24 protein-coding genes, 1 pseudogene and 1 riboswitch are annotated in these 24,890 nt (G+C 69.1%); of the genes and pseudogenes, 23 read left to right on the forward strand and 2 right to left on the reverse strand.

The genetic code is table 11. The features are described from left to right. Positions 1 to 2: 2 nt before the first annotated feature. Positions 3 to 1,292, forward strand: a complete 1,290-nt coding sequence (locus ACQP1O_RS01055; protein ID WP_433564072.1) for an aminotransferase class I/II-fold pyridoxal phosphate-dependent enzyme — start codon at positions 3 to 5, stop codon at positions 1,290 to 1,292. A gap of 62 nt (positions 1,293 to 1,354) precedes the next feature. Here the strand turns inward: ACQP1O_RS01055 and ACQP1O_RS01060 are convergent, their stop codons facing one another. Beyond that, on the reverse strand, positions 1,355 to 2,209 hold the full coding sequence (locus ACQP1O_RS01060) for a methyltransferase domain-containing protein (protein WP_433564073.1): 855 nt from the start codon (positions 2,207 to 2,209) through the stop codon (positions 1,355 to 1,357). A 76-nt stretch (positions 2,210 to 2,285) separates the two neighbouring features. Between ACQP1O_RS01060 and ACQP1O_RS01065 the strand changes: the two genes are divergently transcribed. The 19 genes and pseudogenes from ACQP1O_RS01065 (at position 2,286) to ACQP1O_RS01155 (ending at position 20,227) form a co-directional block, all read left to right on the forward strand. Then, positions 2,286 to 2,864 (forward strand): HhH-GPD-type base excision DNA repair protein, encoded by a 579-nt coding sequence (locus tag ACQP1O_RS01065; RefSeq protein WP_433564074.1) that lies wholly within the window; start codon positions 2,286 to 2,288, stop codon positions 2,862 to 2,864. A gap of 117 nt (positions 2,865 to 2,981) precedes the next feature. After that, entirely contained in the window at positions 2,982 to 3,677 is a 696-nt protein-coding gene (locus tag ACQP1O_RS01070; RefSeq protein WP_433564075.1) for a hypothetical protein, read from the forward strand. 158 nt (positions 3,678 to 3,835) lie between these two features. Beyond that, complete coding sequence (locus ACQP1O_RS01075) at positions 3,836 to 4,552, forward strand: hypothetical protein (RefSeq protein ID WP_433564076.1); 717 nt, start codon at positions 3,836 to 3,838, stop codon at positions 4,550 to 4,552. A gap of 203 nt (positions 4,553 to 4,755) precedes the next feature. Further along, positions 4,756 to 5,469 (forward strand): hypothetical protein, encoded by a 714-nt coding sequence (locus ACQP1O_RS01080; RefSeq protein WP_433564077.1) that lies wholly within the window; start codon positions 4,756 to 4,758, stop codon positions 5,467 to 5,469. 143 nt (positions 5,470 to 5,612) lie between these two features. Then, a complete protein-coding gene (locus ACQP1O_RS01085; protein WP_433564078.1) occupies positions 5,613 to 6,161 on the forward strand; it encodes a flavin reductase family protein in 549 nt (182 codons plus the stop codon). Positions 6,162 to 6,263: 102 nt separating this feature from the next. Next, a riboswitch (SAM riboswitch) is annotated at positions 6,264 to 6,356 on the forward strand. A gap of 8 nt (positions 6,357 to 6,364) precedes the next feature. Continuing rightward, complete coding sequence (locus tag ACQP1O_RS01090; RefSeq protein WP_433564079.1) at positions 6,365 to 7,261, forward strand: amino acid ABC transporter permease; 897 nt, start codon at positions 6,365 to 6,367, stop codon at positions 7,259 to 7,261. Further along, complete coding sequence (locus tag ACQP1O_RS01095; protein WP_433564080.1) at positions 7,258 to 8,022, forward strand: amino acid ABC transporter ATP-binding protein; 765 nt, start codon at positions 7,258 to 7,260, stop codon at positions 8,020 to 8,022. The genes ACQP1O_RS01090 and ACQP1O_RS01095 overlap by 4 nt, the downstream gene beginning before the upstream one ends. A 28-nt stretch (positions 8,023 to 8,050) precedes the next feature. Next, a complete protein-coding gene (locus ACQP1O_RS01100) occupies positions 8,051 to 9,028 on the forward strand; it encodes an ABC transporter substrate-binding protein (protein ID WP_433564081.1) in 978 nt (325 codons plus the stop codon). After that, the gene (locus ACQP1O_RS01105) at positions 9,025 to 9,543 is read left to right on the forward strand and encodes a GNAT family N-acetyltransferase (protein ID WP_433564082.1); all 519 of its coding nucleotides are present in this window, start codon (positions 9,025 to 9,027) and stop codon (positions 9,541 to 9,543) included. Before ACQP1O_RS01100 ends, ACQP1O_RS01105 begins: the two co-directional genes overlap by 4 nt. Then, a complete protein-coding gene (locus ACQP1O_RS01110; protein WP_433564083.1) occupies positions 9,540 to 10,610 on the forward strand; it encodes an LLM class flavin-dependent oxidoreductase in 1,071 nt (356 codons plus the stop codon). The genes ACQP1O_RS01105 and ACQP1O_RS01110 overlap by 4 nt, the downstream gene beginning before the upstream one ends. Then, positions 10,607 to 12,241, forward strand: a complete 1,635-nt coding sequence (locus ACQP1O_RS01115) for an ABC transporter substrate-binding protein (protein ID WP_433564084.1) — start codon at positions 10,607 to 10,609, stop codon at positions 12,239 to 12,241. Before ACQP1O_RS01110 ends, ACQP1O_RS01115 begins: the two co-directional genes overlap by 4 nt. Positions 12,242 to 12,245: 4 nt before the next feature. Continuing rightward, the gene (locus ACQP1O_RS01120) at positions 12,246 to 13,205 is read left to right on the forward strand and encodes an ABC transporter permease (protein ID WP_433564085.1); all 960 of its coding nucleotides are present in this window, start codon (positions 12,246 to 12,248) and stop codon (positions 13,203 to 13,205) included. After that, positions 13,198 to 13,359, forward strand: a complete 162-nt coding sequence (locus tag ACQP1O_RS01125) for a hypothetical protein (RefSeq protein WP_379393250.1) — start codon at positions 13,198 to 13,200, stop codon at positions 13,357 to 13,359. The genes ACQP1O_RS01120 and ACQP1O_RS01125 overlap by 8 nt, the downstream gene beginning before the upstream one ends. Continuing rightward, complete coding sequence (locus ACQP1O_RS01130; protein ID WP_433564086.1) at positions 13,352 to 14,191, forward strand: ABC transporter permease; 840 nt, start codon at positions 13,352 to 13,354, stop codon at positions 14,189 to 14,191. The genes ACQP1O_RS01125 and ACQP1O_RS01130 overlap by 8 nt, the downstream gene beginning before the upstream one ends. Continuing rightward, on the forward strand, positions 14,188 to 15,813 hold the full coding sequence (locus ACQP1O_RS01135) for a dipeptide ABC transporter ATP-binding protein (RefSeq protein WP_433564087.1): 1,626 nt from the start codon (positions 14,188 to 14,190) through the stop codon (positions 15,811 to 15,813). Before ACQP1O_RS01130 ends, ACQP1O_RS01135 begins: the two co-directional genes overlap by 4 nt. Continuing rightward, positions 15,813 to 16,910: an LLM class flavin-dependent oxidoreductase gene (locus ACQP1O_RS01140; RefSeq protein WP_433564088.1), complete on the forward strand. Its 1,098-nt coding sequence runs from the start codon at positions 15,813 to 15,815 to the stop codon at positions 16,908 to 16,910. The genes ACQP1O_RS01135 and ACQP1O_RS01140 overlap by 1 nt, the downstream gene beginning before the upstream one ends. A 9-nt stretch (positions 16,911 to 16,919) precedes the next feature. Next, positions 16,920 to 18,285, forward strand: a pseudogene (locus ACQP1O_RS01145) (NtaA/DmoA family FMN-dependent monooxygenase). Beyond that, the gene (locus ACQP1O_RS01150) at positions 18,282 to 19,094 is read left to right on the forward strand and encodes a DUF1684 domain-containing protein (protein WP_433564089.1); all 813 of its coding nucleotides are present in this window, start codon (positions 18,282 to 18,284) and stop codon (positions 19,092 to 19,094) included. The pseudogene ACQP1O_RS01145 and the gene ACQP1O_RS01150 overlap by 4 nt, the downstream one beginning before the upstream one ends. Then, on the forward strand, positions 19,091 to 20,227 hold the full coding sequence (locus ACQP1O_RS01155) for an LLM class flavin-dependent oxidoreductase (RefSeq protein WP_433564090.1): 1,137 nt from the start codon (positions 19,091 to 19,093) through the stop codon (positions 20,225 to 20,227). The genes ACQP1O_RS01150 and ACQP1O_RS01155 overlap by 4 nt, the downstream gene beginning before the upstream one ends. Before the next feature lie 185 nt (positions 20,228 to 20,412). On the opposite strand, the gene ACQP1O_RS01160 is transcribed toward ACQP1O_RS01155, so the two are convergent. Beyond that, positions 20,413 to 21,687 (reverse strand): ROK family protein, encoded by a 1,275-nt coding sequence (locus ACQP1O_RS01160; protein WP_433564091.1) that lies wholly within the window; start codon positions 21,685 to 21,687, stop codon positions 20,413 to 20,415. 710 nt (positions 21,688 to 22,397) lie between these two features. Here ACQP1O_RS01160 and ACQP1O_RS01165 point away from each other — a divergent pair. Genes ACQP1O_RS01165 through ACQP1O_RS01175 form a run of 3 tightly spaced genes read left to right on the forward strand, consistent with a single transcriptional unit; the run spans position 22,398 to position 24,872 of the window. Beyond that, positions 22,398 to 23,186, forward strand: coding sequence for a GntR family transcriptional regulator (locus ACQP1O_RS01165; RefSeq protein ID WP_433564092.1), 789 nt, complete (start codon positions 22,398 to 22,400; stop codon positions 23,184 to 23,186). Beyond that, a complete protein-coding gene (locus ACQP1O_RS01170; protein WP_040853885.1) occupies positions 23,187 to 23,414 on the forward strand; it encodes a 4Fe-4S dicluster domain-containing protein in 228 nt (75 codons plus the stop codon). Positions 23,415 to 23,423: 9 nt separating this feature from the next. Then, entirely contained in the window at positions 23,424 to 24,872 is a 1,449-nt protein-coding gene (locus tag ACQP1O_RS01175; RefSeq protein ID WP_433564093.1) for an ABC transporter substrate-binding protein, read from the forward strand. The last annotated feature ends 18 nt before the right edge of the window (positions 24,873 to 24,890 follow it).

The following is a 24,890-nucleotide window of genomic DNA, read 5'->3' on the forward strand; positions in this document are numbered from 1 at the left end:
AGATGCCTCGGCAGACGCAATTCGGTTTGATGAGCCATGCGGAACGCGTGACGGAACACGAGACGCAGACCGCGAACTACGCGAAGCTCAAGACCGAGAAGCTGACGCTGGACATTACGAGGGGGAAGCCCTCGCCCGAGCAGCTGGACCTCTCGCAGGAACTCCTCGAGCTGCCGGGCACCGCCGACTACCGCGACGCCAACGGCACCGACGTGCGCAATTACGGTGGCCTGCACGGCCTGCCGGAGCTGCGTGCCATCTTCGCCGAGCTGCTCGGCATCCCGGTGTCGAACCTGCTCGCCGGCAACAACGCCAGCCTGGAGATCATGCACGATCTGCTGGTGTTCTCGATGCTGCACGGCACCGCCGATTCGGTGCGCCGCTGGGCCGACGAACCGGTGCTCAAGTTCCTGTGCCCGGTGCCGGGTTACGACCGGCACTTCGCCATCACCGAGTCGCTGGGCTTCGAGATGATCCCGATCCCGATGAGGGGCGACGGCCCGGACACCCACCTGATCGCGGAGCTGGTGGCGTCCGACCCCAGCATCAAGGGTCTGTGGGCGGTGCCGAACTACTCCAACCCGACCGGCGTCACCTTCTCCGAAGCCGTTACCCGCGAACTGGTTTCGATGCCGACGGCCGCACCGGACTTCCGCCTGTTCTGGGACAACGCCTACGCCGTGCACCCGCTCACCGACACCGCGGAGCCGGTGCTGGACGTGCTGGGCCTGGCCGCGGCGGCGGGGCACCCGAACCGCCCGTTCGTGCTGGCCTCCACCTCGAAGATCACCTTCGCGGGTGCGGGCGTGAGCTTCTTCGGCTCGTCGACCGCCAACCTGGAGTGGTACCTGAAGCACCTGGGCAAGAAGACCATCGGCCCGGACAAGGTGAACCAGCTGCGGCACCTGCGCTTCTTCGGCGACGCCGAGGGCGTGCGGGAGCACATGCAGAAGCACCGCGCCATCCTGGAGCCGAAATTCAAACTGGTGCTGCGGATTCTGGAGGACCGGCTGGGCGCCTCGAAGGTGGCGTCCTGGACCGAGCCCAAGGGCGGCTACTTCATCAGCCTGGACGTGCTGGAGGGCACCGCGAGCAAGGTGGTGGCGCTGGCCAAGGATGCGGGCATCGCGCTGACCCCCGCCGGATCGTCCTACCCGTACGGAAAGGACCCGGAGGACAAGAACATTCGCATCGCGCCCAGCTTCCCGTCCGAGCGTGAGCTGGAGCAGGCGATGGACGGCCTGGCCACCTGCGTGCTGCTGGCCGCGTCCGAGAAGCTCATGAATTTGTAAGGCGCACAACGAAACAAGCGGCGCGCACCCCGAAACGGTGCGCGCCGCTCATGTTTCCCGGGTCAGTGCGGCTTGTGGGCCAGCACCGCGAAGATGGTCACCGACAGGTGGATGTCGCCGCTGGCGGCGCCGGCCGCCAGGTCGGCGAGCAGCTGATCGCGCTGGCGCTCGGTAATGGCGCTGCGCGCGACGGCCCGATCCGCCACGCGGGCGACGAGGGCGCCCGCACCGACGCGGCCGTCCTGCACCAGCGCGTGCGAGCCGATGTCGTCGACGACCAGCCCCGCCTTGGTGAGCTGACCCGCCAGGCGGCGGCCCGCATAGGGATTGGTGGTGCCCGCGATCATGGTCTCGATGACCTCGTGCACCACGTGCCGGTCGCCCGGATGCACGATGGCCGTGCCCCAGTCGCTGTCCATGACCACCACGCGCCCACCGGGGCGCAGCACCCGGGCGATCTCCCCGGCGGCCCGGGCGGGTGCGGTGAGGTGCTGGAAGACACGCTCGCACAGCGCCACGTCGAAGCTCTCGCTGCCGACGGGCAGACCGTAGGCGTCACCGCTGACGAATTTGGCGGCGGATCCGGTTTGGGCGGCGCGACGTTCGGCGGCGCTCAGCAGGTGCGGGTCGGGTTCGACGCCGAGCGCGGTGCCGGTGGGGCCGACCAGGTCGGCGAAGGTCAGCACCTCCGACCCGGAGCCGGACCCGATGTCGACGGCGCTCTCGCCGGGCCGGGTGGCCAGGGCCTCGTGGGCCCAGGCGCGCAGGCTCCGGATGCCCGGCAGCGCTGCCTGTAGATCCTGAACATCGACGAGCTGGTCTCGTCCATCGCGGTCGAAACGGTCCGGTCGCAGTCCGGACCCAGCGGCAGGGTGCGCCGCGGCTCGCACTGAAGAATTAGCCATGGTGTCGGGCATGGCCGCAGCCTAGTCCTTTTGCGGGCACGGCGTGACCCGCGTCACCGCGACCGGGGATGAATGGGATGATCGATGCATGGTGAGCCGCACGATGTGTATTGCGCAGGAATCCGATGCCGACGAGCTGCTTTCGACCGATGATTTCGCCCTGTTGGTCGGAATGATGCTGGATCAGCAGTTTCCGATGGAGCACGCATTCCGCGGCCCGTGGAAACTCGCCGACCGTATGGGCGGGTTCGATATCCACAAGATCGCCGCCGCCGATCCCGAGGAATTCGAGGAGCTGGCCGCGACCCCGCCGGCCATCCACCGCTACGGCCGGTCCATGGGCCGGCGCGTCCAGGAGCTGGCTCGATTCATTGTGGAGAACTACGACGGCACGACCGCGGCGTTGTGGACCGAGGGTGATCCGGACGGCAAGGAAATCCTGAAGCGGCTGAAGAAGCTGCCAGGCTTCGGCGATCAGAAGGCACGGATCTTCCTGGCGCTCTTGGGCAAACAGCGCGGACTGACCGCCAAGGGCTGGCGCGAGGCCGCGGGCGCGTACGGCGAGGACGGTTCCCGCCGCTCGGTCGCCGATGTCACCGACGCCGAATCCCTCACGCAGGTGCGGGAATTCAAGAAACAGGCGAAGGCCGCCGCCAAGGCGAAGTAACCGGTGTCCGGTTCGCCTGGATCGAATCAAGCTGGTTTTTAATCTCCAGAAACCTTGGAGGTTGCTTAATGCTTGCCGCCGACAGTTCAGTTCGCGGCAGTGGGAAGCAGTACCAGCATGAAGATGAGGAAATTCGCCGGAATCGCGGCATTGACGATCGCGGCGACCGGCGTGACCGCCGGAACCGCCTATGCCGGTCCGGCCTCGGCCGACGACGGCGCGATCAACTACACGGCCCAGACCACCGATGCCGGCACGGTCATTCGGACCGACGCCGGTTCGATCGCGGTCGAGGACGGCGCGCTGAAGATCAAGGCCGCCAATGGAACCATCGTCGCGGGCACGGAATTGAAATTCCGCGTCGACGAATTCGAGTTCCCGATCGCGGCGCAGGTCAGCGACCGCACCGCCACCCTGACGCCGCAGCTCGACGTGGACCACGCGGTCTACAAGCCGGTCGCGCTGCCCTACGAGGACCAGGCTCCCTGGAAGACCCAGTACGACCGTGAGCAGGCCGCCTGGAACCGCCTGCGCGACACCATCAGCCTGGGCGCGACCGTGGGCACGCTGGTCGGCGGCCTCGGCGGCGCGGCGCTGGGCTGCATCGCGGGCATCGGCGTCGGCCTGGTAGCCACCGGTGCGCTGGCCACGCTGTTCGGCGCGGGTCCGCTCGCGGGCTGCGTGGTGGGCGCGGCGACAGTCGGTTTCCTGGGCACCATTGCCGGTCAATTGTTCGTCACGGCTCCGGTCGCGATTGCCGCTGCGGTGCAATACTTTACGACTATCAATCAGCCGTTTACCGCCCCTAAGTAGGCAATTTCGGCAACCGATGGGCAAAGATTCACCCGGGTGGAACCAACGTGCCACATTGCGTTTGTAAAGGCCGGTTTCCATCAACGCGTCCCAGGGGCTACACCTGACCTTGTTCCCCTGGGGCGCATCCGCTCATCTGAAGAGGAATCTCGAAACACATGCGTCTCAAGAAATTCGGCGCGGTTTCCGCGCTCGTCGTCGCCGCTCTGGGCGTCACCGCCGGCACCGTGAACGCGGCTCCGGCCGCTGACAACGGCGTCATCGACTACGCCGCCACCGCCACCGACACCAACGCCACCATCCGCACGGATGCCGGTTCCATGGTGGTCGAGGACAACACCCTCAAGATCAAGGCCGCCAATGGCACCGTGGTCGCCGGTACCCCGCTCACCTTCCGGGTCGACGACTTCGAGTTCCCGATCGCCGCGGAGATCTCCGATCACGCCGCGACCCTGACCCCGCAGTACGACATGGACCACGCGGTCTACAAGCCGGTCGCGAAGGACGTCGCCCTCCCCTACGAGGACCAGGCTCCCTGGAAGACGGACTACGACCGTGAGCAGGCCGCCTGGAACCGCATGAAGGACACCATCTCCCTGGGTGCCACCATCGGCACTACGGTCGGTGCCCTCGGCGGCGCGGCCCTGGGCTGCATCGCGGGTGCGGCTCTCGGCCTCGCGGTGACCGGTCCGCTGGCCACCCTGTTCGGTGCGGGCCCGCTGCTCGGCTGCGTTGTCGGTGCGTCCACCGTCGGCTTCCTGGGCACTCTGGCCGGTCAGCTGTTCGTGACCGCGCCGGTCGCGATCGCCGCCGCGGTCCAGTACTTCACCACCATCAACCAGCCGCACGTCACCGCTCCGGCTCCGGCCAAGTAAGAGCGCGGTTCTATCAGAGCGAGGGGCTCTATAGGCATCAGCAAATACCTCATCGGGACAGCCCGCTCGGCCGTATGGCCGGGCGGGTTTCCCATTTCAACTGTTCACCGGGCCAGCACCCCGGATACATATCTCGTTCGCGTCGGCCCGTTTCGATCATTCGGTCCATATCTGCGGACTGCCTGATGAGGAAACAAAGGAAAATGCGCTTCGAGAATTTCGCCGCGACCGCGGCGTTGGTCATCGCTGCCATGGGCGTCACCGCCGGCACCGTCAACGCGGCCCCCGCCGCCGACAATGGCGTGATCGACTACGCCGCAACGACTTCCGACACCAATACCGTCATCCGCACGGATGCAGGTTCCATGGTTGTCGAGAACGGCAACTTCGAGATCAAGGCCGCCAACGGCACTGTTGTCGCGAGCACGCCGCTGTCCTTCCGGGTGGATGAATTCGAGTTCCCCATCGCGGCGGACATCGCCGACCACACCGCGACTCTGACCCCGCAGTTCGATATGGACCACGCGGTCTACAAGCCGGTCGACCAGGCCAAGGATGTCAACCTGCCCTACGAGGATCAGGCTCCCTGGAAGTCGGACTACGACCGTGAGCAGGCCGCCTGGAACCGTATGAAGGACACCATCGCCACCGGTGCCACCATCGGCACCCTGGTCGGCGGTATCGGTGGCGCGGCCATCGGCTGTGTCGCGGGTGCGGTCCTCGGTCTCGCGGTGACCGGTGCGCTGGCCACCCTGTTCGGTGCGGGCCCGCTGCTCGGTTGCGTCGTCGGCATTACGACTGTCGGCTTCCTGGGCACCCTGGCGGGTCAGCTGTTCGTGACCGCACCGGTCGCCATCGCCGCGGCCTACAACTACTTCGTCACCATCAACCAGCCGCACATCGAGGCGCCGAAGTAACCATCGCGAGGATCCCCGACCCCCGTCCGGCGCCTGCCGGGCGGGGGTTTCGCATTGTCCCGCGGCGGGACCACGGCCGCCGACTTGCAATCGAGGTGAATGCAATCCTGTCGCGGCGTGTACAGCGGTGCTGGAGTGGGGTGATGGGCGAGCTGACCTCGATTCACGGCGCGGCTGCCGCGCTCACTCCGGTCGACGGGACCGATCTGCGGCGGACCTTTTCGCACTTTCCCAGCGGGGTGGTGGCCGTGTGCGCACGCATCGGTGGGACACCGTACGGCCTGGTGGCGAGCACCTTCGTGCCGGTGTCCCTGGACCCGCCGCTGGTGTCGATCTGCATTCAGTATTCGTCGGAGACCTGGCCGCGGCTGGAACAGGCGAGCCGTTTGGGCCTGAGCCTGCTCAGCAGCGAGCAGGAGCCGGCGGCGCGCGGGCTGAGCTCGCGGCGGGGAGACCGCTTCCGCAACGTCGACCTGCACGCCGGGAACGGGAACGCGGCCTTCGTCGCCGGGGCCACGGCGTGGCTGGAAACCTCGGTGTACGAACAGGTTCCGGCCGGTGATCACGCGGTGGTTCTGCTGCGGGTGCACCGGCTCGGCACGCACCCCGATTCCGAGCCGCTGGTCTTCCACCGCAGCGGCTTCCGCGCCCTCTACGACCCGTCCCCCGATCGCGACGAGGCCGCGGGCTGATTTCCCCGTTTCCACCGGAATTCCGGAAAACGACTGTCATGCAATTGAATTCACGTTGATCGGGACCGGCGACATGCGCCGCCGGAATTCGTAGTGTCGTCTACACCATCCAGAGCGATCGAGAGACCCGGCTCGCAGACATCGCAGCAACCCCCGCGCACGTGGTGCGGGTGCTTCCGCCGGGACCGATGGAGGACGAATCCATGAGTACGCTGGCGGCGCCCACGCAGACGGAGCCCGAAGCCGAACACCACGGCGGGGATCTGCCCGTCGTCCGCGCCCGCCACCCGTGGCGCTGGGTCACCGCGGTGATCGCGCTGGTGCTGGTCGCGCAGTTCGCGCACGGGCTGATCACCAATCCGGGCTGGGACTGGGGAACCTTCGCGCAGTATGTCACCGCGAAGTCGGTGTTGTCGGCGCTGAAGGTGACGCTGGAGCTGACCTTCTGGGGCACGCTGCTGGGATTCTTCCTCGGTGTCTGGCTGGCCGTGGGCCGGTTGTCGAAGAACCCGGTGCTGCAGGCGATCGCGTGGACCTATGTCTGGGCTTTCCGGTCGATCCCGCTGATCGTGCAGTTGCTTTTCTGGTTCAATCTGGCCTACCTGTACAAGACGCTGTCGCTGGGCATTCCGTTCGGGCCGGAGTTCGCGCGGTTCCAGACCAATGGCGTGATCAGCGGATTCACGGCGGCCGTCGTCGGTTTGGCGCTGCATCAGGCCGCGTATTCGGCGGAGATCATCCGGGCCGGGATCATCTCGGTGGATGAGGGCCAGTGGGAGGCGGCCCGGTCGCTGGGCCTGCCGTGGCGGCGGCAGTTCTTCACGATCGTTGCGCCCCAGGCGATGCGCGGAATTCTGCCGAATGCCGCCAATGAGGTGATCAGCCTCTTCAAGGGCACCTCGATCGTGTCGACGATGGCGATTGCCGAACTGTTCTATCAGGTGCAGGTCATCTACGGCCGAAATGGCCGGGTGGTGCCACTGCTCATGGTGGCCACGGTCTGGTACATCCTGCTGACCACCGTGCTGAGCGTCATTCAGTTCTATATCGAGCGGCACTTCTCTAAGGGCCGTCGTTCGAAGGCCGGTGATCGGCGATGACCGAGTTCGCGATCGAATTGCGTGGCATCCGAAAGTCCTTCGGCCGCAATGAAGTGCTCTCGGGCATCGACTTGGCGGTGCGTCCCGGCGAGGTGACGGTGATCCTGGGCCCGTCGGGTTCGGGCAAATCGACGCTGCTGCGCACCATCAACCACCTCGAGCAGGTGGACGGTGGCACCGTCCGGGTCGGCGGCGAGCTGGTCGGCTATCGGCGCAAGGGCGGCAAGCTGTACGAGCTGCACGAGCGCGAGATCCTGAAGCAGCGGGCGCGCATCGGATTCGTGTTCCAGAACTTCAATCTCTTTCCGCACCTGACGGTTCGGGAGAATGTGGCGCTCGCGCCCGTGGCCGCCCAGCGGCGCTCCAGGGCCGAGGTGAACGCCGAGGCGCTGGAACTGCTGGCGCGGGTCGGCCTGGCGGACAAGGCGGACGAGTATCCGAGCCGGCTGTCGGGTGGGCAGCAGCAGCGCGTGGCCATCGCGCGGGCGCTGGCTCTGCGGCCGGAGGTGGTGTTGTTCGACGAGCCCACCTCCGCGCTGGATCCGGAGCTGGTCGGTGAAGTTCTCGATGTCCTCGAGGATCTGGCGCGCGGCGGTTCGACCCTGGTGATCGTCACCCACGAGGTCGGGTTCGCCCGCGAGGTCGCCGACACCGTGGTGCTGATGGACGCCGGCCGCATCGTCGAGCAGGGTCCGCCCGCGCAGGTGCTGGACAACCCGTCGCACCCGCGCACCAAAGCCTTTCTCGCGCACGTCCTCTGACGTGTTCCCACTAGGTAAGGAAAAGCCCATGTCCCTGGCGAGCCGCCGCAGACGGACCCGAACCCTGATCGCCGTCACCCTGCTGAGTCTGCTGGTGGGCGGCTGTGGCAAGGGTGATGGCGGCACCAGCGACACGCGCAGTGTGAACGGCCTGACCTATGACCTGTCACCGGAGCAGAAGGGGCGCATTCACGCCGACAAGGTGGATTCGATTGCCGCACAGGTCCCGCAGACCATTCGCGACCGCGGCACGCTGGTGGTCACCGGCACTGTCGGCGCGACGCCGCCGCTGGGCTTCTATGCCACCGACGATCGCACCGTCATCGGCTCCGAGGTGGATGTCGCCACGCTGATCGCCGACATTCTCGGCCTGAAGGTGGAGCGCCGGAACGCGGACTGGGCACAGAACTTCGTGAAGATCGACTCCGGCGAGGTCGACCTGTTCGTCAGCAATGTCACGGTCACCGAGGAACGCAAGGAGAAGTACGACTTCGCCACCTACCGCAAGGACGATATCGCCCTGGAGGTGCCCAAGGATTCGACCTGGACCTATCAGGACCCGAAGTCACTGGCGGGCAAGAAGATCGGCGTCACCTCCGGTACCAATCAGGAGCAGTTGCTGGTGGCCTGGAACGACCAGAACGTGGCCGAGGGCCTGCCCAGGCTGGAACTCGCCTACTACCAGCAGCCCTCGGATTACTACCTGGCGCTGTCCTCCGGCCGGATCGACGGCTACGTGGGTCCCAACCCGGCGGCGCAGTATCACTCCGCGACGACCGGCAACAAGGTGCTCACCACCTGGTCCGGCGCGGGAGACGCACTGCAGGCCGAGATCGCGGCACTCACCCGCAAGGACAACGGGCTGATCGGCCCCGTGCGGCAGGCCATCCAGTACGCCATCGACCACGGGACCTACAAACAGGTCCTCGACCGCTGGGGCCTCGGTAACGAGGCCGTGCAGCAGTCGCGGATCAATCCGCCCGGACTACCCAAGAAGAAGGGATGAGCGTGTCGCGCACCGTATTCCACGTCGCACAGCACGATCCGCTGGCCGCGCCGCTGCTGGCGGAGCTGGCCATCGAATACAGCAGCCGCTACGGCCGTACCCCGGGTGAGGTGCACGCGGATCTGACCGGCTATTCGGCCGGCCATTTCGCGCCGCCGCACGGCGATCTGCTGATCGTGGTGGAGGACGGCGAACCGGTGGCGGGCGGCGCCTTCCAGCGCTTCGACGCGGAAACCGCGGAGCTGAAACGGATCTGGACATCGAGCGCGCACCGCCGCCGGGGGCTGGGCCGGTTCGTGCTGGAGCAGCTGGAGGCCGAGATCGCCCGGCGCGGTTACCGGCGCATCTACCTGACCACCGGTCCGCGTCAGCCGGAGGCCGTCGCGCTGTACACGGCCGCGGGCTACACCGCGCTGCCGCGCGACATCGTGAAGGAGGTCGGGCACGTGCACCCGTTCGAGAAGTACGTCGTCGCCGGCGAGCGCTCCGGCGACACCGAGGCGGTCCCGGCATGAAATTCCTGCTCCTGACCCTGATCACGCACACCCCCGATCCGGTGACGGGCACTGCCGAGACGCCCCGCCAGCGGTTGCGCCGCGTGGTCGACAGCGCCCGGCTGGCCGAGGACCTCGGCTACGACGGCTTCGCGGTGGGGGAGCGGCACGAGGATCCGTTCATCTCCGCCGCGCCGCCGGTGGTGCTGAGCCATATCGCCGCGGTCACCTCGCGCCTTGCCCTGTTCACCGGTGTCACCACGCTGAGCCTGCTGGATCCGGTGCGCGCGTTCGAGGACTACTCCACCCTGGACAACCTTTCCGACGGGCGCCTGGAACTGATCATCGGCAAAGGCAATGGCGCGGCGCAGGCCAAGCTGTTCCACGTCACCACCGACGACCAGTGGGATCGCAATCGCGAGGGCTACGAGCTGTTCCGCAAGCTGTGGGACAGCGACAGTGTCTCCTGGTCCGGCCGCTTCCGGCCGGCGCTGACCGAGGCCAAGGCGCTGCCCCGGCCGCTGCAGCCGCGCCTGCGCATCTGGCACGGCAGCGCGACCAGCCGGGAATCCGCGGATTACGCGGCGCTCCACGGGGATCCGCTGTTCTCGGCCAATGTCACCTATCCGATCGAGCCGTATGCCGAACTGGTGGACCACTACCGGGAACGCTGGGCGGCCTATGGGCACGATCCGGCCGAGGCGCTGGTGGGCGCGGGTACGGCGGGCTTTCTGGTGACCCGGACCTCGCAGCAGGCGGTGGACCTGTATCGCCCGGTCTTCGAGGCCCGTCAGGCCGTGGCCCGGAAATTCGGCGTGCCCATCGTCTTCGAAACGGTGGAGGATTTCGCCGAACGCTCCTCGGCGCTCATCGGCAGCCCGGAACAGGTGCTGGACAAGATGAGCCGCTACCACGAGCGGTTCGGCCACGAGGTGATCCACCTGAGCGCCGACGCCGACGGCCGCACCGAGGCCCAGCATCGCGAGAGCCTCGAGCTGTTCCAGGCCGAGGTCGCATCCGAACTGCGCCACCGCATTCCGAGCCGCCCGCTGGGCGGCGATCGCTACCCGTCCGGAGACCCCGCATGAATCACCCCCTCGCCGCCCGCGCGACCCGTCCCCTGGCGCTCGCGGGCGCGCTGGCCGCCACCCTCGCGCTGACCGCGTGCGGTGGCGGCGGTACCGCCGGCGGCAACGGCGAGCCGTCGGGCCCGCCGCAGTCCGGCGGCACCCTGCGCTACGGTCTGTCGTCGGCCCCGACCTGCTCGGATCCCGCGCAGTCCGGGACGAATCAGACCATCTACGTTACCCGGCAGATTGTCGACTCACTGGTCGATCAGGACCCGGAAACCGGTGCGCTGAAGCCGTGGCTGGCCGACAGCTGGACGGTTTCCCCGGACGCCAAGTCGTTCACGTTCCACCTGAAGGACGGCATTACCTTCAGCGACGGCACCCCGCTCACCGCGGACTCGGTGCGCAAGAACTTCGATTCCATCGTCGCGCTCGGTGGGGTGAAAGCGCAGCTGGGCGCGAGCTATCTGGTCGGATACACCGGCAGCACGGTGGTGGATCCGCACACGGTCCGGGTGGATTTCACCGCACCGAACGCCCAGTTCCTGCAGGCGACTTCGACACCGCAGCTGGGCATCCAGTCCGACGCCACCGTCGCGAAGTCCGCGGAGGACCGCTGCCTGGGCGCCAATATCGGCAGCGGCCCGTTCACCTACGCCGAATGGAAGCAGAACGCCTCCGCGACCCTGGTCAAGCGCGCCGGATACGCCTGGGGCTCCGCGGTTTTCGCCACTCAGGGCGAGGCCCACCTGGACAAGATCGTATTCACGGTGGTCCCCGAATCCGGGGTCCGGACCGGTAGTCTGGCCTCCGGCCAGCTCGATGCGATCAGTGACGCGCTGCCACAGGACGTCTCGCAGATCGAGGCGGGCGGCGGCCGGGTGCAGTTCACCGCGAATCCGGGTGTCCCGTTCGGTCTCCAGGCGAATGTCACCCGCGGCCCGCTGCGCGATCCCGCGGTACGGGCGGCGCTGGTGCCCGCCATCAATCGCAAGGAACTGGTGGACACCGTGCTGGGGCCGCAGTTCAAGGTCGCCAGCAGCGTCCTGGCCTCCAAAACACCCGGCTATGTGGATCTTTCGGCGCGCGTGAAGTTCGACCCGGACTCGGCGAAGAAGTTGCTCGACCAGGCGGGCTGGGTACCCGGTGCGGACGGCATCCGAGTCAAGGACGGTCAGCGGCTCGCCGCGGGCGTCATCTTCTCCGCGGTCTTCGCGGGCAATCAGGCCATTCTCGAACTGACCCAGCAGCAGTTGCGGGCCGTCGGTTTCGACCTCCGCCTGGAGCCGCTGTCGGTGGCGGAATCGAATGCGCGCCAGAACAACAGGGACTTCGACTTCACCTATTACAACTCCACCCGTGCCGACGGCGACATCCTGCGCACCGCCTTCGCGGTGGACCAGCGCAACCTGAACTTCCGCGGCCCGGCCGAACCGCTGGACTCCCTGCTGGCCCAGCAGCTGTCGGCGACCGACCCGGGCGTGCGGGCCCGCATCATCGGCGACGCCCAGACCGCGGTGCTCGACCAGGGCCTGTGGATTCCGACCATCGAGCTGTCCCAGGCTATCGGCGTGGGCAAGGGCGTGGCCGGGGTGAAGTTCGAGGCGTCGGCCCGGTTGCAGTTCCACGACACCTGGCTGCAGCGGTAATTCCATGGGCCGCTACGTGATCGGACGGGTGCTCCAGGCGGTAGGCGTGCTGTGGGCGGCGTTCACGCTGTCGTTCGTGGTGCTGTACCTGCTGCCGGGCGATCCGGTGGAGATAGCCGCCAATACCGCCACCGGCACCCCCGTGGACGCGGCGGCAATAGCGGAGATGCGGGCCAGATACGGCCTGGACCAACCGCTCTGGGCGCAGTACTGGACGGCGCTCACCCACGGGGTGCGCGGTGACCTGGGCCATTCCATCTTCAGCGGCCAGACCGTCGCCCGCGCCGTGGCCGAGGCGCTGCCCTCGACCCTCGCGCTGGCCGGGCTCGGCCTGCTGCTGGCGGCGCTCGGTGGTACCGGTCTCGCCTTGGCCGCCGCCTACACCGAGCGGCCCTGGCTGCGCGGATTGCTCACCGCGCTGCCGCCGATCGGGGCTTCCATGCCCGGCTTCTGGGTGGGATTGCTTTTGCTGCAGCTGTTCTCGTTCCGGCTGCGGTTGGTGCCCGCGCTCGGCGGAACCGGATTCAGCGGCACCATCCTGCCCGCGGTCACCATCGCCATCCCGGTCGGCGCGGTGATCGCCCAGGTGCTCTACAGCAGCCTGGTCGCCACCTGGCGGCAGCCGTTCGTGGTGGTCGCCTTCGCCAAGGGCGCGTCGCGCTGGTGGGTGCAGCTGCGTCACGTGCTGCGGCCCGCCGCGACCCCCGCGTTCACGGTGGCGGGCCTGTGGGTCGGCCAGGTGCTGGCGGGCTCGGTCGTCACCGAGACCGTGTTCTCCCGGCCGGGACTGGGCCGCCTCACCCAGGAATCGGTGCTGAACCAGGACATTCCGGTGGTGCAGGGCATCGTCGTGTTCGCCGCGCTGGTCTTCGTCACGGTCAACCTCCTCATCGACCTCGCCTATCCACTCTTGGATCCCCGTGTGGCGCACCGGGATACCCGCAAGGAGCGCGCCCATGTCTGACCTCCTGCCCGCTCACCTGATCCGGAACCTGCGGGACCACCTGCGCGTTCCCTCCGGCCCGCGCTCCCGGCTGCGCGTCATCACCCTGACCCACCCGCTCCTCGATCCCGGCATCGCCTACTGGGTCGGAGAAGAGGAGGCGTCCGATGCGTGAGGACCTGCTCCAGCGGCCGGCGCCTGCCGCGTGGTTGCGTGGGCATCTCGGGCTGCTGGCGGCGAGTGCCGTGGTGCTCCTGGTGCTGGCGTGGGCGGTCGCGCCGGCGGTATTCGCCGGTAGCGATCCCCTGCACGGCGTGCCGGCACAGAAGCTGCGCGGGCCCAGCGCGGGGCACTGGTTCGGCACCGACAATCTCGGACGGGACCTGTACGCCCGCGTGGTGCACGGAACCGGTCTCTCGGTGAGCGCGACCGTGTTCGCGGTGCTGCTCGGGCTGATCGTGGGCTCGCTACTGGGGTTGGTGGCGGGCACGGCGGGCGGCGCGGTGGACACGGCGATCATGCGGGTGGTCGACGTGTTGCTGTCCATACCGGATCTGCTGGTCGCGCTGGCCATGATCACCGTGCTGGGGCTGGGCACCCGCAATGTGGCCATCGCCGTGGGTGTTTCGCTCATCGCCCGGTTCGCGCGGGTGATGCGGGGCGAGGTGCTGCGGGTACGGCGGGCCCCGTATGTGGAGGCGGCCTTCGCCTCCGGGGTGCGGTGGCACACGGTGCTGTTCCGTCATGTGCTGCGCAATGCCTACGGTCCGGTGGCGGCGCTGGCGGCGGTGGACTTCGGGGTCGCGGTGCTGTTCGTGGCCTCGCTGAGCTTCCTCGGTTACGGCGCGGTGCCGCCGACGCCGGAATGGGGGTCGCTGGTGTCCGACGGCCGCGGTTTCCTGGCCACCGCGTGGTGGCTGACGACCATGCCCGGGCTGGTGATCGTCGTGCTGGTGCTGTCCACCCAGCGCATTGCCCGGGCACTGCAGAAGGACGGTGTCCGATGACCGATCTGCTGTTGAGTATCGAGGGGCTGCAGGTCGAATACCGCGGCAGCACCGGGACGACGGCTGCCGTGCGCGGTGTCTCGCTGGAGGTGCGGCGCGGTGAGACGGTCGCGCTGGTGGGCGAATCCGGTTCGGGCAAGTCGACTCTCGCGCACGCGGTGATCGGGCTGCTGAGCGGCGGCCGGATCACGGCGGGTGCGATCGGCTTCGCCGGCGAGCGCCTCGAGCACGCCTCGCAGCGGGCGCTGCAGCGAATCCGGGGTGCGCGCATCGGCCTGGTCCCCCAGGACCCGGGCACCTCGCTGAATCCGGTGCTGCGCATCGGCGATCAGGTGGGGGAGGTGCTGCGCATTCACGGCCGGGCGGATCGCCGCACCGCCCGGATCGAGGCGGTGCGGATTCTGGAGCAGGCCGGGCTGGATCGGCCGGAGGTGCGGGCCGGGCAATATCCCCAGGACCTGTCCGGCGGCCAGCGCCAGCGCGTGCTGATCGGCATCGCCCTGGCCTGTGGCCCCGAACTGGTGATCGCCGACGAGCCGACCAGCGCTCTCGACGTCACCGTGCAGCGCCGCATTCTCGACCACCTCGCGCAGCGCACCGCGGAATCCGGTACGGCGGTCCTGCTCATCACCCATGACCTGGCGGTGGCCGCCGAACGCGCGGACCGCATCGCGGTCATGCAGAACGGACTGATCGTCGAAACGGGCACGGCGGCAGAGGTACTGGGCAATCCACAGCACGAATACACGAAGCGGTTGATCGCCGCCGCCCCCACCCTCGATCGCGATCAGCATCCGCGCCCCGCCCGCGAGCACGCGACGCCGCTGGTGTCGGCGACCGGGCTGCGCAAATCTTTCCGCGTCACCAGGGATTTCACGGTCACCGCGGTCGACGACGTCTCCTTGGAGATCAATCGCGGCGAAACCCTGGCCGTGGTCGGCGAATCCGGTTCGGGCAAGTCCACCACCGCCCGCATCATCGCCCGGCTGGCCGCACCGGACGCGGGCACCGTCACCTTCGACGGACAGGACATCACCGCGCTGAAAGGGGCCGGGCTGCGTGCGCTGCGCCGCCGCGTCCAGGTCGTCTATCAGAACCCGTACGTGTCGTTGAACCCCAAGCTGAGCATCGGCACGATCGTGTCGGAGCCCTTGCAGGCGTTCGGAATCGGCGATCGCCGGTCCCGCCGTGCGACGGCCGCCGAACTCCTGGACCAGGTCGCGCTGCCGGGCGCCTACCTGGATCGCCGCCCCGCCGAACTCTCCGGCGGCCAGCGGCAGCGCGTGGCCATCGCCCGCGCCCTGGCCCTGCGCCCGGACCTGCTCGTCCTCGACGAACCGGTGTCGGCACTGGACGTCTCGGTGCAGGCCCAGATCCTGGATCTGCTCGAACGGCTGCAAACCGACCTGGACCTGGCCTACCTGTTCATCTCCCATGACCTGGCCGTGGTCCGCCGCCTGGCCGACCGTGTTGCCGTCATGCGCCAGGGGTGCGTGGTCGAAACCGGCACCGCGGCCGAGCTTTTCGGCAATCCGCAGAACGATTACACCCGCGAGCTGCTCGCGGCCGTCCCCCGGGCGACCCCGCCCGAGGTTCCCCTTCCGCTCGAAAGGACAGCCTGATGCCGCATCTCACTCCGCTGCTGCTGGGCCTGGAACTGTCCGGCACCGGCGTGCACCCGGCCTCCTGGCGGCGCGCCGACTCCCACGCCGAGGACCTCTTCGATGCCCGCTACTGGGTGGGCGCGCTGCGGGCCGCCGAGGACGCGGGCCTCGATCTCGCATTCCTGCCCGATGGATTCAGCCTGCAACCGGCGGGTGCGATCGGCCGCCTGGACGCCGTGGCGGTGGCCGCGCGCGCCGCCGCGCAGACCCGGCGCATCGGCCTGATCCCGCAGGCGTCGGTCACCCACACCGAGCCCTTCCACCTCTCCAAAGCCATTGCCAGCCTGGACTTCGCCACGAAGGGCCGGGCGGGCTGGGAGGTCACCGTGTCGGCGGGGGAGGCGGCCCTGTTCGGCCGCGAGCCGGAGCAGGACGACCGCTCCCGCTGGCGCGAGGCGGACGAGGCCGTCGAGGTGGTGTCGCGGCTGTGGGACAGCTGGGAGGACGACGCCGAGATCCGCGATACCTCCACCGGCCGCTTCATCGACCGCGACAAACTGCACTACATCGACTTCGCCGGTGAGCACTTCTCGGTGAAGGGCCCGTCCATCACCCCGCGTCCGCCGCAGGGGCAGCCGCCGGTGGCGGTGCGCGCGGCTGATCCGCACAGCACCCGGGTGGCCGTGCACCGCGCCGACCTGATCCGCATTGCCGTACCGGATCTCGCGACCGCCGCCGCCACCCGCGCCGAACTGCGCTCCGCGGTCGCCGCCGCCGGGCGCGACCCCAACCGGGTCCGGGTGCTGCTCGATATCGACATCCAGCTGGCGGACACCGTGGACGCGGCCGCCGCCGACGTCGCCCAGCTGGAGGACTGGATCTCCACCCCGGCCCCGGCGACGGTGTTCCACATCGGCACCACCGCCGAACTCCGCGACCTGCTGCGCGGCATCGAAAGCGACTGCGCGGCAGACGGTGTGGTGCTGCGCCCGCTGGCGCTGGCCGCCGCCCTGCCGCACCTGTCCGCTCTCGCCCCGTCCCTGCGCGAGCGTCTGGGCCTGCCGCGTCCGGCCGGCCGCTACGCCGGTGGCGCGCACGTCACCGCCCACGCCTGAGGAGCCATCATGCCGGATCAGCGGATACGCAAGCAGATTCACCTGGCCGCCCACTTCCCGGGCGTCAACCACCACACCGTCTGGACCGACCCGGACTCGGGCAGCCAGATCGATTTCGACTCCTTCGTGCACCTGGCGCGCACCGCCGAGCGCGGGCTGTTCGACTTCTTCTTCCTGGCCGAGGGCCTGCGCCTGCGCGAACACCGCGACCGCATCCACGACCTGGATGTGGTGGGCCGCCCCGACACCTTCACGGTGCTCAATGCGCTGGCCGCGGTCACCGACCGGCTCGGCCTGGCCGGAACCATCAACACCACGTACAACGAACCCTTCGAGCTGGCGAAGCAATTCGGGACGCTGGACCACCTGTCCGGCGGCCGCGCCGCCTGGAATGCGGTGACCTCCTCGGATGCCTTCACCGGCGAGAACTTCCGGCGCGGCGGCTATCTGGAACACGCCAAGCGGTACACCCGCGCGCACGAGGTGGTCGACGCCACCCGCGCGCTGTGGGACAGCTGGCCCGCCGACGCCCTCGTGATCGACCGGGAGCGCGGGTTTTTCGCCCGGCCCGTGCCCGAGGTGCACTTCAGCAGCGATCAGTTCGAGATCGACGGCCGGTTCGTGCTGCCACGCAGTCCGCAGGGCTATCCGGTGCAGATCCAGGCCGGCGACTCCGACGAGGGCCGCGAGTTCGCCGCCGCCAAGGCCGATGTCATCTTCAGCGCGCACGGCGAGCTCGAGGACGGGCAGCTGTTCTACCGGGATGTGAAGGACCGGCTCGCCAAGTACGGCCGCGGTCGCGACGATCTGAAGATCCTGCCCGCGGCCGGGTTCGTGCTGGGTGACACCGCGGCCGACGCGGCCGAACGCGCCGACCACATCCGCCGGCAGCAGGTGACACCGCAGACCGCCATCGCCTTCCTCGAACAGGTCTGGGGCCGTGACCTTTCCGCCTACGATCCGGACGGCCCGCTGCCGGACCTCGATCCGGTCGAGGATGTGAACATCACCCGCGGCCGGGTCCGGCACGCTCGCGATCCGCGCGCCATCGCCGAGGCGTGGCGGGCCAGGGCCGAGGCCGAGAAGCTCTCCATTCGCGAGCTCATCATCGCCACCAGCGCCCGGCAGCAGTTCGTGGGCACGCCCCGGCAGGTGGCCGCCGAGATCGACCACTACGTCCAGTCCGATGCCGCCGACGGTTTCGTGCTGGTCCCACATCTCACACCGACCGGTCTCGACGAGTTCGTCGAGAAGGTCGTCCCGGAACTGCAGTCCCTGGGCAGCTTCCGCACCGAGTACACCGGCGCGACCCTGCGTGACCACCTGGGTCTGCGCCACCCCCCACCACGGCACCGAAGGAGTCCGCGCCTCATGACCGCCACCGCCACCGAATTCGACCAGCAGTGGGCCACGTTCCGCGCCGAACGCGCCGCCTGGGCCCGCCAACCGCTGGGCTGGCTCAGTCTGACCGGCCTGCACTGGCTCGGGGAACACGACGAGACCGTCGACGGCCTGCCCGGTCGCTGGCGCGCCGACGGCGAAAACGTCCATGTGACAGTGCAATCCGAGGAGGCCGGGCAGCTGCTGCTGAACGGCGCGGCACTCGCCGGTTCGGCGGTGCTCACCCCCGGCGAGGGCGCCCCGGGCCTCGAGGTCCGCACCGGTGACCGCGTCATCGAGGTGATCCGCCGGACCGGGCAGTTAGCGCTGCGCGTCCACGATCCCGCGTCGCCGGCTCTGGCGGCCTTCACCGAGATCCCGGTCTACCGGCCGGATCCGGGCTGGGTCGTGACCGGCCGGTTCGAACCCTTCGAGGTGGCCCGGGTGGTCACCACGGGTGCGGTGGTCGAGGGCCTCGAACACCACCACACCGCCACCGGAACCGTGACCGTCGAACTGGACGGCGAGCAGCGGCAGCTCGTCGTTTTCGGCAACCAGACGCGCGGCCTGCACGTGCTCTTCACCGACGCCACCAGCGGCGTCACCACCTACGGCGGCGTGCGGCGGCTGGATCTGTCCCGGCCCGCCGCCGACGGCACCGTGGTCCTCGATTTCAATCGCGCGGTCAATCTGCCCTGCGCGTTCACCGACTACGCCACCTGCCCGGTCGCCCCGGCCGAGAATCGGCTCCCGCTGGCTGTCGAAGCGGGCGAACAGGATCCGCGGAAGGAGCACACCGCATGACCATTCCGCTATCCGTCCTGGATCTGGCCCCGATCAGCGCGGGCTCCACACCGCAGCAGGCGGTACGCAACAGCATCGATCTGGCCCGGCAGGCCGAACGCCTCGGCTATCACCGGTTCTGGGTCGCCGAGCACCACTTCGTGAAGGTGGCCGGTGCCGCGCCGACCACCCTCATCGGATTGATCGCCGCCGCAACCGAATCCATTCGCGTCGGGTCGGCGGCCGTGCAGCTCGGGCACCACACCTCGATCTCGGTGGTGGAGGCCTTCGGCACCATCGACGCCCTCTACCCGGGCCGGCTGGATCTGGGGCTGGGGCGCTCCGGTCACCGTGCGGACCAGGTACGGTCGGCGGGTGTGCCGCCGGTGCCCGCGCCGGATCGCCCCACCGAGGTACGCGACGGCGTGGTCATCCCGCCCCCGTTCTTCCCCGGCCAGCTGCTCGACTTCTCGAGGGTGCGAGCGGGTTTGGGCGCGCTGCACCTGCCGGGCGCGCAACCGCTGCCCTACACCGAGCAGATCGCGGAGATTCTCGCGCTGCTCGACGGCACCCATGTCACGCCCGACGGCGTCGAGCTGCACGCCGTCCCCGGCGAGGGAGCCGACGTGCAGCCCTGGCTGTTCGGCAGCAGCGGTGGTGAAAGTGCGCAGCTGGCAGGGCGATTGGGCCTGCCGTTCGCGGCGAACTATCACGTCTCGCCGGGCACCGTCGTGGAGACCGTCGAGGCCTACCGCGCGGCCTTCCGCCCGTCCGCCCGCTTCCCGCGCCCGTACCTGGTGGTCTCCGCCGATGTGGTGGTCGCCGCGGACGACGCGACCGCCCAGCGCCTGGCCGCCACCTACGGCCACTGGGTCTACAGCATTCGCAGCGGTGCGGGCGCGGCGGAATACCTCGATCCCGACACCGCGCCGCCGCTGTCCGACCAGCAGCGCCGCCTGGTCGACGACCGGGTCACCACCCAGTTCGTCGGCTCCCCGGCCACCGTCGTCGAGCGCCTGCGCGCTCTCCAGCGGCTCACCGGAGCGGACGAAATCCTGGTCACCAGCGTGACTTTCGACCACGAAGACCGGGTGAACTCGCACCGTCTGCTGGCTCGCGAGTGGGGATTGTCCCCGCAGGCGCGCGCCGCCTGAGACCACCGCTGCCCGCCCGGAAGGGGACTCCGGGGCGGGCGGCGGGGAAACCCGCAGCGCGCGCAAGGGCCTCGCGTGCGTGCGGGACCGGGGGCCGGGCCGGACCGTGGACCGTCCGGCCCGACCCCCTTCGGACACAAGGAAATCCCCGCCGGATGCACCGGCGGGGATTTCGTCGTATCGGGCTAGCGGGTCCGAGTGGCCCGGCGCATGGCCGACAGCGGATCGGCGTAGAACACGCTCACCGAGGTCACCGCCGCCGCGAATTCCTGCACCCGTCCGCCGAATCGGCTGATCCGCAGATCCGCCGCGGGCAGGGTGGTCGACTCCGCGAAGGACTTGGCGACCCGTTCCATGCCGGGCCGCCAGCCGGTGAACGCCTGACCGCCCAGCACCACCCGGTCCGGATTGAACATGTCGCGCACCAGAGCCGCTGTACGGCCCAGGATTTCGGCCCGCTCGATGAGCAGGTCACGGGCGGCGGCATTGCCCGAGTCCGCGGCCCGGTACAGATCGGTGATCGCCGGGCGGCGCGGGGCCTCCGGCTTGGGCAGCACGCCCTTGCGCACCGCGCGCTCCAGCAGGGCACGCTCACCGATGGCGGCCTCCAAGCAGCCGCGCCGGCCGCAGGTGCAATCCACCTCCGAACCGGTCGGCAGGTGCGCGATCGAGCCGGGTCCGTTGGCGGGCGTGTGCACCCGATCGTGCAATGTCACTGCCACACCCGCGGTTTCGCGGGCGTAGACGAACAGGCTGCTGCCCGGTCGCGTCTCCTCGCCCGGCTCGCGCGGGGTGAGCAGCAGCTCCGCCGCCGCCATCGCCTCGACGTGCGCGGAGACCGAGACCGGCAGATCCAGCACGCTGCTGAAGACCGCCGCCACCGGCGCGGCCTGCCAGCCCAGGCGGGGATGGTCCACCACGCCCGCGGCGGGATCCACCCGCCCGGCCAGTGCCACGCCGGTCCACAGCGGCCGCCGCCGCGGCAGCCGGTCCAGGAACGCCTTGGCGCTGCGGGCCACTATGGTCAGCGCCGCGTCCTGACCAGTTTGGGGCGTGGCGATTTCGAGTCCGCCCAGAATGCGGCCGGACAGGTCCGCGGCCACGATGCGGGTGACGGTGAAGCCGATGTGCACACCCAGCGTCACGTAGGTGTCGGTGTCGACCTCGAACGGCACCCGCGGCCGGCCCACCGCGCCGGACGCGGTCAGATCGGCGCGCTCGCGCAGCAGTCCGGCCGAAAGCAGCGCGGACACTTGGCGATTCACGGTGGCGATGCTCAGACCCGTGGCCTGTGCGGCGATATCGCGGAAGATGGGTCCGCGGGTGGCGGCGCGCAGCACGGCGGCCGCCGGATTGTCGGTGATGCGCAGCTCCGGCGGCACCGCCGGGCGGGCCGGAGCCAGCCGTGCGGTCGCGGTGGAGACGGCGGTATGGGGACGTTCGAGCGTGGGGCTGGACATTTTTCGCAATCCTTGCTGCGGTCCCGCCTGCCGACAGGGGGACGAATGCCTACATGGAGGAATCAGCGGTGCAGCGAGGAACCCGGATCCGGGTGGGCGGTGATGCTCGAACGATCCGGGTCAGAACTCGACTGCGCGACGGCAGGGACAACACAGTTCCCGTTGCCGCGGCAGCCGAACGCCCAGCGCGATGGTCACGTACGTGACCCGCGGCGCGGAGAGAGGGCGACTGGCAGACATAGGATCAAAGTATCATTCAGATCACGACGAACGGAAGGTGCGCGCGTCCGTCCCGGCAGCCTCCGGCCTGTCGGCCCGCCTCGGCTGCAAACCATCCGAACCACCGCCCGTGTGACCGAATCTTTTGTACCGGTTGATATTTCACGCCACCGACCCGGTCGTGCGGAGCCGACGGAAAATGTGGTGCACGCCACGTCGCCGTCCCGCATCTCGAGAAAAGCGGGCCTGTCCCGACCCCACTCCGGACCCGGGTCCGGTGCACGCATTCCGCTCAGCGTGATTCCAAGTCCCCCACCGCGGGTCGCGGTGGCGCAATAGCTCGAATCACCGGCATTTCGGCAGGCCGCGCGCACGGCCGGGCGGCGTAGAAACGCACCGCCCGCGCGTCCACCCGGTGAGTGCCCCGGTGACCTCCCGCATCGCCTCTACAGTTCTGAAACCACAGGTCAAAGGCGTTGAGAGGAGTCGAGGTGTCGCCGGAACCGGTACCGCTGCGCGCACCCCTGCGCCGCGCCGATCGTGCCCGTCAGGTGGCGGATGTGCTGCGTCAGCAGATTCACGCGGGCGCGTTCGAAGGCGCGCTGTCCCCGGAGCAGGAGCTGGCCGCCGAATTCGCGGTGTCGCGGAACACGATCCGCGACGCTCTCGCCCTGCTCAAGGACGAGGGCCTGATCGAACGCGCCCCCAAGATCGGAACCCATGTCGCCCAGCGCAAGTACGACCACGGGCTCGACGCCCTGCTCGGTCTGAAGGAGACGCTGCGCGGGCACGGCGAGGTCCGCAACGAGGTGCGCGTGGCCCGGCGGCTCCTACCGCCGCCCGCGGTCGCCCGCAAGCTGCGGCTCGAACCCGGCGAACAGGCCGTCTACATCGAGCGCCTGCGATACCTCGGCGACCTGCCGCTGAGCCTGGACCTCACCTATCTGGCCCCCGACATCGGCGACGAGGTCGTCACCCGCGATCTCGAGACCAATGACGTCTTCGCCCTCATCGAGCAGATCAGCGGCGGACCGCTCGGATCCGCCGATCTCGCGCTCGAGGCCATTACCGCCGATGCCCATTCGGCCATGACCCTGCAGATGCCGGAGGGCGGCGCGCTGCTGCTGCTCGAGCGGCTCACCAAACTCGAGGACGGCCGCCCGGTCGACCTGGAATACATCCGCATGCGCGGAGACCGGATCACCATGCGCGGCAGCCTGATCCGGCCACCGGAGCGCTCACCGGGTGCCGAAGCGGGCACCGACTGGAGGTTGATCTAGATGGCTGTGGTCGAGCACCGGGCCGACGTGCCCGTGACCATCGACGAATCACTGTGCATCCAGGGCTGCACGCTGTGCGTGGAGATCTGCCCGCTGGACTCGCTGGCGATCAACCCGGACAACGGCAAGGCGTACATGCACGTCGACGAGTGCTGGTACTGCGGCCCCTGCGCGGCCCGCTGTCCCACCGGTGCCGTCACCGTCAATATGCCCTACCTGCTGCGTTGAGGAAAACCCATGCTGTCGACCCTTCGTGAGAACCGCCCCGCCCGACTCGCCACGGCCGCCCTGGCCGCCGCACTCGCCCTGACCGCATCCGGCTGCTCGCTCGAGAGCACCGGCGGCGGTGACACCGTCAAGGTCGTCATCGGCTATCAGTCCAAGACCATCAATACCGTCACCGCCGGAACCCTGTTGAAGGCCAAGGGCTTTCTGGAGCAGCGCCTGAACGGCCTGAGCGCCGCGGGCGGCAAGAAGTACGCGGTGGAGTGGCAGGACTACGACACCGGCGCGCCCATCACCGCGCAGATGGTGGCGGAGAAGATCGACATCGGCTCGATGGGCGACTATCCGCTGCTCATCAATGGCTCCCGCACCCAGGCGAGCGAGCGATCGAAGACCGAGCTGGTCTCGATCACCGGCTACAACCCCAAGGGCGCGCTCAACATGGTGGTGGTCGCGCCCGACTCCAAGGCGCAATCCCTGAACGACCTGGCCGGACAGAAGATCTCGGCCAGCGTGGGCTCCGCCGGGCACGGCACCCTGGTGCAGGCGCTGACCCGCGCGGGTATCGACCCGAAGTCCGGGGTCGAGGTGCTCAATCAGCAGCCCCAGATCGGTTCCTCCGCACTGGAATCCGGGCAGGTGGCGGCGCTGTCGCAGTTCGTGGCCTGGCCCGGGCTGCTGGTCTTCCAGAACAAGGCCAGGCTGCTCTACGACGGCGCGGAGCTGAACGTCCCGACCTTCCACGGCGTGGTCGCCCGGCGCGACTACGCCGCGCAGCATCCCGAGGTGCTCGATGCCTTCCTGCAGGCCCAGCTGGACGCCACCGATTTCATCCACCAGCACCCCCTGGACGCGGCGCAGGTGGTCGCCGACAACGCCGGGCTGGCCCCGGAGGTCGTGTACCTCTACAACGGGCCGGGCGGAACCTCCTTCGACACGACGCTGAAGCCCTCGCTCATCGCCGCGTTCAAAGGTGATGTGCCGTACCTGAAGTCGATCGGCGACTTCGCCGACCTCGACATCGACAGGTTCGTCGATCCGGCCGCGTTGAAGCAGGTCTACCAGGAACGCGGCCTGAACTACGACGCCGAGCTGGCCAACACCGCCAACCCGGCGCCCATCACCGGCACCGACCCGGTCGCCGGGCGGTCCGTCACGAATCCCGCACTGGCGAGCGAGATCTGGTTCGCCGGCCAGGACACCACCCAGCCCGCCGCGGACCCCACCAGCCTGCTGCGCGCGGTGAAACAGGCGCGCGCACAGGGCAGGACGGTGCGTGCCGCCTACGTTCCCGACGCCGAGCTCGGCACCCGCTGGTTCGCGGACAAGGCGCTGTGGGTGCACGACGGCGACACCTACCTGCCGTTCTCCACGCCCGCGGCCGTGCAGCGCTACCTGGCACAGCACCCCAGCGGCAAGACCATCGGCTACGACGACGCGGTGAACGAGGTACGGCAGTGAGCGCGCCGGGCACGGCCG

It is taken from the genome of Nocardia sp. CA-151230, assembly GCF_050942175.1.
Lineage (GTDB): Bacteria > Actinomycetota > Actinomycetes > Mycobacteriales > Mycobacteriaceae > Nocardia.